Origin of the sequence: Cryptosporangium sp. NPDC048952, assembly GCF_043197895.1 — a bacterium.
In the GTDB taxonomy this organism is placed as follows: Bacteria; Actinomycetota; Actinomycetes; order Mycobacteriales; family Cryptosporangiaceae; genus Cryptosporangium.
In genome coordinates this window covers 1364753-1372487 of record NZ_JBICTY010000003.1, presented here as the reverse complement: position 1 = coordinate 1372487, position 7735 = coordinate 1364753, and the positions used below count along the sequence as shown (strand labels likewise).

General features: G+C 70.0%; 4 protein-coding genes and 2 pseudogenes. 2 read left to right on the top strand and 4 right to left on the bottom strand.

Annotation, left to right across the window (positions count from 1 at the left end; genetic code table 11):
* Positions 1–187: 187 nt before the first annotated feature.
* The gene (locus ACGFY5_RS22510; RefSeq protein ID WP_392722473.1) at positions 188–517 is read right to left on the bottom strand and encodes an STAS domain-containing protein; all 330 of its coding nucleotides are present in this window, start codon (positions 515–517) and stop codon (positions 188–190) included.
* Between the two features lie 174 nt (positions 518–691).
* On the opposite strand from ACGFY5_RS22510, the pseudogene ACGFY5_RS22505 reads away from it, so the two are divergent.
* Positions 692–970: pseudogene (locus ACGFY5_RS22505) on the top strand (SpoIIE family protein phosphatase); the annotation flags it as partial.
* 199 nt (positions 971–1169) lie between these two features.
* A complete protein-coding gene (locus ACGFY5_RS22500) occupies positions 1170–4256 on the top strand; it encodes a response regulator (protein ID WP_392722471.1) in 3087 nt (1028 codons plus the stop codon).
* A gap of 102 nt (positions 4257–4358) precedes the next feature.
* Here ACGFY5_RS22500 and ACGFY5_RS22495 read toward each other — a convergent pair.
* The 3 genes and pseudogenes from ACGFY5_RS22495 to kdpC all read right to left on the bottom strand — a co-directional run.
* Positions 4359–4445: pseudogene (locus ACGFY5_RS22495) on the bottom strand (DNA-binding response regulator); the annotation flags it as partial.
* A complete protein-coding gene (locus ACGFY5_RS22490) occupies positions 4442–7009 on the bottom strand; it encodes an ATP-binding protein (RefSeq protein WP_392722468.1) in 2568 nt (855 codons plus the stop codon). The gene ACGFY5_RS22490 and the pseudogene ACGFY5_RS22495, both read right to left, overlap by 4 nt.
* Before the next feature lie 61 nt (positions 7010–7070).
* Positions 7071–7679 (bottom strand): potassium-transporting ATPase subunit KdpC, encoded by a 609-nt coding sequence (gene kdpC, locus ACGFY5_RS22485; RefSeq protein ID WP_392722467.1) that lies wholly within the window; start codon positions 7677–7679, stop codon positions 7071–7073.
* Positions 7680–7735 lie beyond the last annotated feature (56 nt).

The window sequence follows — 7735 nt, the reverse complement described above, 5'->3', positions numbered from 1 at the left end:
ACTGCCCGAACAGCGCCCGCAGATCCCCCTCGGTCGTGTCCCCGTCGAACCGTGACGTCGCGCCGGTCGGCCGCTGGCCTGGTACCGCTGTCATGCGCTCGTTACCTCTTCTCCAGCGGTGCGGGCAATGACCCGGCGATCATCCAGCCCGTGCGCCGGCGCGGAGGGCGGGCAACACGCGGCCGCCTCAACGGTCGGTGATCTCGAGGACCTGGTCGAGGCCGGTCAGCTCGATCGGCCGGCGGACTGCGAACGGCGGAGCGACCACCCGCAGCCACCCCCCGCGCTCCGCAGTCCGTCGATGTAATCCGACCAGTTGCCCCAGGCATGACGAGTCGCAGAAGGTCAGCGCGGCGGCGTCGACGATGACGTTGCGATAGCCCTCATCGAGGAGGGCGTTCAGCTCGGATACCAGCGAGCCATCGGCCAGAACGTCCCACTCGCCGGTCAGCGTCGCCGTCACGGTCTGTCCGTCGGGGTGCCGCCGAATCGAATGCGTGAATTCCTGCCCGATCATGGACAAGCTTTCGCCCGCTCGCGCTCGACCTAAACCTGCCGCCCTTCACGCGCGTCGGCGTGCACGCGAGCACCTGAGCACCGTTCCGGCCGCCCACTCCGCCCCCGAGGCGATCCGGTCATCTACCTCGTCGACCTGGAACAGGACTATCGCCAGCGCGCCCGGGTACGCGAAATGACCGCATCCGCCGAGATTCAGTGGTCGCTGCTCCCGCCGGGCACGTTCGCCACCGAGACAGTCGTCGTCGCCGGCATGGTCGGACCGGCCTACGCCGTCGGTGGAGCTCTCTTCGACTACGCCATGCGCATCCTCTTCTACACCGACGGACTGACCGAGGCCCGCGACGCCAACGGCGCGTTCTTCGGCCTCGACCGTCTCGTCGATTTCCTCATCAGCCACGACCGGCAAGGCCACACCGCCCCGGAGACCCTCCGCCAGCTCGTCCGCGCTCTCCTCGACCACCACGGCGACCGGCTCCGCGACGACGCCGGACTCCTCCTCGTCGAATGGCGCCACGATCCGCGCCTGAGCCAACCCGAAGGCGCACCGGCGACTTTCCGCAGCTTCTCCGGTTGCTGGCCGATATCCACCAGGAGGTGTGTCGGGTACGAAGGGAGCCGGGGGGTCGGCGATGCTCCGTGCGGTTTCCACGGTGTCTGCTGCGCTGCATCGCGTGTCGGAGCGCACGAAGCTGACCGCGGTGGCGATCGTGCTGGCGTTGCCGCTGCTGGTGGTCAGCACTGCCTACGTCGGGGTGGAGCACAGTCGTCTGGTGTCCGGCCGCTTGGAGCGGGCCGGCGCGGCCTATTTGGTGCCGCTTAGCTCGATGGCCACGGAAGCGACATTGGCCCGCCACCGGCTCGCTCAACGACAGCCCCCGCAGACCGGCGCGGTGACCGCGGCGATGCACGCCGTCGATCGCGCGGACAAGCAGCACGCGTCCGCGCTGAAGCTGACCGGCCAATGGTCCGCCGTGTCCGACGCGCTGAAGACTGCGGCCGGCGCGGGACGCACAGCCGGCACGGTCGGTGTCCGTGCCGGGGTGCTGGCCTACAACGCGGCGATCGATCAACTACTGGCGCTGATCACCCGGGTGCGTGAACCGAGTACCGCGCTGGACGCGGACGTGGACACCTACTACGTGATGAACGCCGTGATCCTTCAGCTACCGGTCCTGCTGGACACCCCGCTGCGGGCGATCGATCTCGCGTTGAGCCAGAACCCCGGCGGAACGGTAAGCGGCAGCACCGGGCTGACCGGCATGGCCACCATGGCCGCGAGAACCACCGTCGTGACGAACTCGCTGGACACCGGACTGGTTAAAGCATTCGCCGCGACCGATAGCCCGGTCCTGCGGGAGTTGAAGCCGCTGGCCGCCCGCACGGTGGCCAGCCACCGCGCGGGAGCAGCGCACGTCATGACGACCGCGGAGGCCGGCCGGACCCTGGTGCTGGAGCCGCGACTGCTCGACCCGATGATCCAGCAGACCACCGCCTTGAGCAGCGCGCTGCTTCCGGTCGTCGAGGGTCTGATCGACGCCCGGATCACCGCGCTGCAGCACCGCATCTACGGCGTCGGCGCCGCCACCGGCCTGGCGATCGCGCTGGCCGCCTACGTCCTGCTCACCTCGGTCCGCGGCATCCGCCGGGACCGCGACCAAGCGGTCGCGTCCGCCGAGGCGAAATCAGCGTTCCTGGCCACCATGAGCCACGAAATCCGTACGCCGCTCAACGCGGTGATCGGGATGACCGGCGTGCTGATGGACACCGACCTCGACGACGACCAGCGCGAATACGTCACCACCGTCCGCGACAGCGGCGAAGCGCTACTGAGCACGATCAACGACATCCTCGACTTCTCCAAGATCGAGTCCGGCCAGCTCGACCTCGAACTTGAGCCCTTCGACGTCCGGGAATGCGTGGACAGCGCCCTCGCGCTCGTCGCGCTGGAAGCTGACCGCAAAGGCCTGGAACTGGTCGGCAGCATCGACCCGGACTGCCCGCCGATGCTGCGCGGCGACGTCACCCGCCTGCGGCAGATCCTGGTCAACCTGCTGTCCAACGCGGTCAAGTTCACCGGCCGCGGCGAGATCGTGGTCACGACCCGCGCCCGGCTCTTGTCCGCGGATCCCGGGGGATTCGTCGAGCTGGAAGTCGCGGTTCGGGACACCGGCCCAGGCATCCTGGCTGACCGAATGGATCGGGTGTTCCGGTCCTTCTCCCAGGTCGACTCCTCCACCACCCGCGTCCACGGCGGCACCGGACTGGGGCTGGCCATCAGCCGCAACCTCGCCCGCGCGATGGAGGGAGACATCCGTGTAGCCAGCACCGTTGGTGAGGGCTCGACTTTCACCCTGACAGTGCGGCTCGCCGGCTGTCCCGACTCGATCTGCGCTGCGGTGAGCCGCCCGCGGTTGGCCGGTGCCGCCGCGCTGGTCGTCGACGACAACGCGACCAACCGCCGCGTCCTGTCCCTCCAGCTGACCGGCTGGGGCATGACCTGCAGCGAAGCCGGCTCCGCAGCCGAAGCACTCGCCCTGATCGACGCCGGCCACCGGTTCGACATCGCGGTCCTCGACCTGCAGATGCCTGAGCAGGACGGCCTGCACCTCGCCCACGCGCTGCGCCGCCGGCCACGGACCGCGCATCTGCCGCTGGTGTTGCTCAGCAGTATCCAATGGCGCCCGGGCGCGGACGAACAGCAATTGTTCGCCGCGATCATGGCCAAACCCGCCCGGGCTGCGCTTCTGCACGCCCGCATCGAACGCGCTCTCCGGTCCCGCGCCGGCACCCGCCCACGAGCCGCCATCGACGCGGGGTCGGCCGAGCACACTGCTGACACCGGCGTGCCCGCGTTGCCGCCGCTGCGGATCCTGCTGGTCGAGGACAACCCGGTCAACCAGCGCGTCGCGCAGCTCCTCCTCGGCCAGCTCGGCTACCGCGCGGACACCGTGAGCAACGGGCAGGAAGCCGTTCATGCTGTGCACCGCGCCCCCTACGACCTGATCCTCATGGACGTGCAGATGCCGGTCATGGACGGGCTGGAAGCCACCCGCCGCATCCGCGCCGAACTCCCGGCTGGTCAGCAGCCATACATTCTCGCCATGACCGCCAGCGTCCTGCTCGAGGACCGCAACGCCTGCCAGGCCGTCGGGATGAACAGCTACCTCGCCAAACCTGTGCGCGCCACCGACCTGCGTGACGCCCTCGCCGCGGTCACCCCCCGGGACGGCCCACCCAGCGCCGCAGCTCTCGGCCAGTTCTCCGATTCCTGCGCTAGCGGACCGATTGCCACAACCAACGCTCGTAGTGCGGAGGACGACGCCAGGGCACGTCTGCACGAACTGATCGGCCCCGACGCCCAGATCGATGAACGGCAGCTCGTCGCAGGCCTCATCCGCTCCTTCAACGCCGCCGGACCGCAGCTCCTCGGTCAGCTCGGCGACGCCCTCGCCGCCGGCGACCAGGAGACCACCGCCGCGCGCGCCCACCGGCTCCGCGGCGCCGCGGCCAACCTTGGCCTCGGCCCACTCGCCGAGCTCTGCAGCACACTGGAAGAAGACGCCCGCGCCGGCCAACTCCCCACCGACGACGAGCGCAACGCGACGCTGAGCGCCGCAGCCAACGAACTCGACCGGGGCCTCGCCCTTCTCAACCGGCTGGCCGTCGAACTGGAACCCCTCGACGAACCGCCGTCCTCGCCACGGAGCCGGGCTAGAGGCTCGACTTCGCCCAGATGATCGCCGCGATCCCGGCGCCGAGCACCGCGAAGAAGCCCACGATCACCGCGAGCGCGGCGAGTACCAGAGAGCGGGGATGCGCGGGGTCGGGTTCCAGTTTGTGTCGACGTCATAACCGCGGGCGCGCAGGGTGATCCGCAGTGCCCGCAGCAGCTGGGGATCGTCGTCGGCCACCAGGATCTTCGTCACCGCGAAGAAGGGGTGTGGGCATCCGGGAACGGCCGGGCAGCGGTGAGGGGAACCGTTTCCCTAGCCGTCGGAAGCGAGACGACCATGGTGAGGCCCCCTCCGGGGGTGTCCTCGGGTTCCAGCATGCCGCCGATGGTCTCGACGAACCCTCGCGCGACAGCGAGGCCGAGGCCGACCCCGTTGCCTGTCGGGCGGTCACCGAGTCGTTGGAACGGCGCGAAGATCCGGTCGCGATCGGGCTCGGAGATACCCGGCCCGGTATCGACGATCCGGATTTCGACGCGGTCGGCGTGAGCGCTGGCGCGGATCGCCACCGGAGCGCCGCCACCGTGGCGGACGGCGTTGCTGACCAGGTTGGCCAGCGCACGTTCGAGCAGCCCAGGGTCGGTCAGGACGGGCGGGAGCGCTTCGGAGATCTCGACCTGGATCTCCGGGGAGGGCCAGCCGTTGCGCCGGTCGGCGCCGGCGATCGCGGCGGGTACGACCTCTTCCAGGCTGATCGTGCGGCGCAGCGGGTTGATCGCACCGGTCTGCAGCCGGCTCATGTCGAGCAGGTTGTCGATGAGGCCGGACAGCTGGTCCGCGGACTCGTCGATCGTGGCGTGCAGTTCGGCGACGTCCTCGGCATCGAGAGTGACCGAGGGGAGCCGCAGCGCGGTCGCAGCGGCCTTGATCGACGCCAGTGGTGTCCGCAGGTCGTGGCTGACCGCGGCCAGCAACGCGGTACGCATCTTGTTCCCCTCGGCCAATTCAGCGGCTTCGGCGGCCTGCGCGGAGAGGCGGGCTTGACGCATCGCGACGACTGCCTGGGCCGCGAACGCGGCGAGCACCCGCCGGTCGGAGGCGGCGAGCTGGCGGCCGCGCAGCACGAGATGCAGGGTGTCGGTGACCGGCATGTCGGTGTCGCCCTCGTCGAGGTTGACGCAGGGTGCCCCGCCTGCGCAGCCGACCACGTTCCAGCGTCCGTCGGCTCGCTCGAGCAGCGTCACGGAGTCCTGGCCGAACGCGTCACGTACTTGGGTGAGCAGCGCGTCGAGAGCGCGTTCGCCGCCGAGAACTCCGCGGCTGAGTGCGGAGAGCATCTCGGCTTCGGCCTGCGCGCGGGACGCCTGCCGGGCGCGTCGCGCGGAAAGGTCCACGACGGCGGCCACTGCCAGGGCGACCAGGACGAACACGGCCAGCGCGACCAGATTGTCGAACTCGGCGATCGTGAACGTGCGCACCGGCGGAGTGAAGAACCAGTTCACCAAGACCGTGCCCATCGCCGCGGCGAGCACCGCCGGGTAACCGCCGCCGACCAGGGCGACGCCCACCACGGCGGCGAGGTAGAGCAACAGTTCGCTGGACAGGTCCAGGTGACCTTCGGCGAGCGTGAGGACGAACGTCAGCAGCGGCAGTCCGAGCGCAGAGACCGCGACGCCGTACCACCGCCGCCGGGCGGTGAGGCCACCGGTCAGTTTCGGCAGGGGCAGCCGTCGCTGACCGGCCGCCTCCGAGTGCGTCACCATGTGCACGTCGATCGGCCCGGACGCGGCGATCACCTGGGTGCCGATGCCTTCGGAGACCGCCCGTTGCCAGCGAGCGCGGCGGCTGGTGCCGAGCACGAGCTGGGTGGCGTTGGCGCCGCGGGCGAAGTCCAGCAACGCGGCAGGCACGTCGTCGCCGACCACGGCGTGGAATGTCCCGCCGAGCGATTCGACGAGGCCACGCTGGCGTTCGACGCGGGCCGGGTCGGCATCGGCCAGCCCGTCGCTACGGGAGATGTGGACGGCGAGCAGGTCGCCGGTCTGGCTGCGGGCGGCGATCCGGGCCGCGCGGCGGATCAGCGTGTCGCCCTCCGGGCCGCCGGTAACCGCGACCACGACCCGCTCCCGGGCCTCCCAGACATTGGTGATGTCGTGTTCGTCGCGGTATTTGCGCAGCGCCTCGTCGACCTTGTCGGCCGTCCACAACAGCGCCAGTTCGCGCAGGGCCGTGAGGTTGCCGACGCGGAAGTAGTTGCCGAGGGCGGCGTCGATCTTGTCGGCTTTGTAGATGTTGCCGTGGGCCATTCGGCGGCGCAGCGCGTCGGGGGCCATGTCGACGAGTTCGACCTGGTCGGCGGCGCGGACGACGGCGTCCGGGACGGTCTCCCGCTGTGGGACACCGGTGATGGTTTGGACGACGTCGTTGACCGACTCGAGGTGCTGGACGTTGACGGTGGACAGGACGTCGATGCCGGCATCCAAGAGCGTTTCGATGTCCTGCCAGCGCTTGGCGTGCTCGCTGCCCGGAATGTTGGTGTGCGCGAGTTCGTCGACCAACGCGATCTCCGGACGCCGGGCCAGCACCGCGTCGAGGTCCATCTCCTCGAACTGGGAGCCGCGGTAGGTGACGCTCCGGCGCGGGACGACCTCGAGATCCCGGATCTGGGCGGCGGTCTCGGTGCGGCCGTGGGTCTCGACGAATCCGATGACCACGTCGGCGCCGCGCTCGGCCCGGCGACGGCCCTCCTCGAGCATCGTGAACGTCTTGCCGACTCCGGGTGCTGCCCCGAGGTAGATCCGCAGCATTCCGCGCGGCATGGCGCCTCCCTTCGTGGGCTTCGCCGCGCCGGACGGCTGCCGCCGTCCGGCGCGACCGAGGTCAGTTCCTGCTGAGCTGGTCGAGGGCGATGTTGAGTTCGAGGACGTTGACGCGGTCCTCACCGAGGAAGCCGAGGATGCGGCCCTGGGTGTGGTCGTCGACCAGCTTTCGCACCTGGTCGCTCGCCAGGTTGCGGGCGTCGGCGACCCGGTTGATCTGCTGGCGGGCGTAGGCCGGACTGATGTGGGGGTCGAGGCCGCTGCCCGAAGCCGTGAGTGCGTCGGGCGCAACGTCGGCCGGCGCGACGCCGTCGAACTCCGCCACGGCCGCCCGCCGCTCGTCCACAGCCTTGACTTGATCCTCGGCGTTGGGGCCGAGGTTGGACGCGCCGGAGGCGAGTGGATCGTAGCCACCGGCGGACGGCCGGGGCTGGAACCACTGCCGCAGCGGGTTGCCGTCGGCGTCGGTGAACGACTGACCGAGCAGGCTGGACCCGATTTCCTTGCCGTTGACGGTCAGCCTCGACCCGTTGGCCTGGTCGTTGAGGACGACCTGCGAGATACCTGTCATGAGCAGGGGGTAGGCCAGGCCGAGGACGACGGTGAACAGCAAGAGCGTGCGGATGGCCGCGCCGTATTGGCGGACCGCGGCCGGTGCTCGTGATGCCATGACTAGTTTCTTCTTTCGAGCGTGAGTGCCCGGGGGCCGGACAGCCCCGGGCGGAC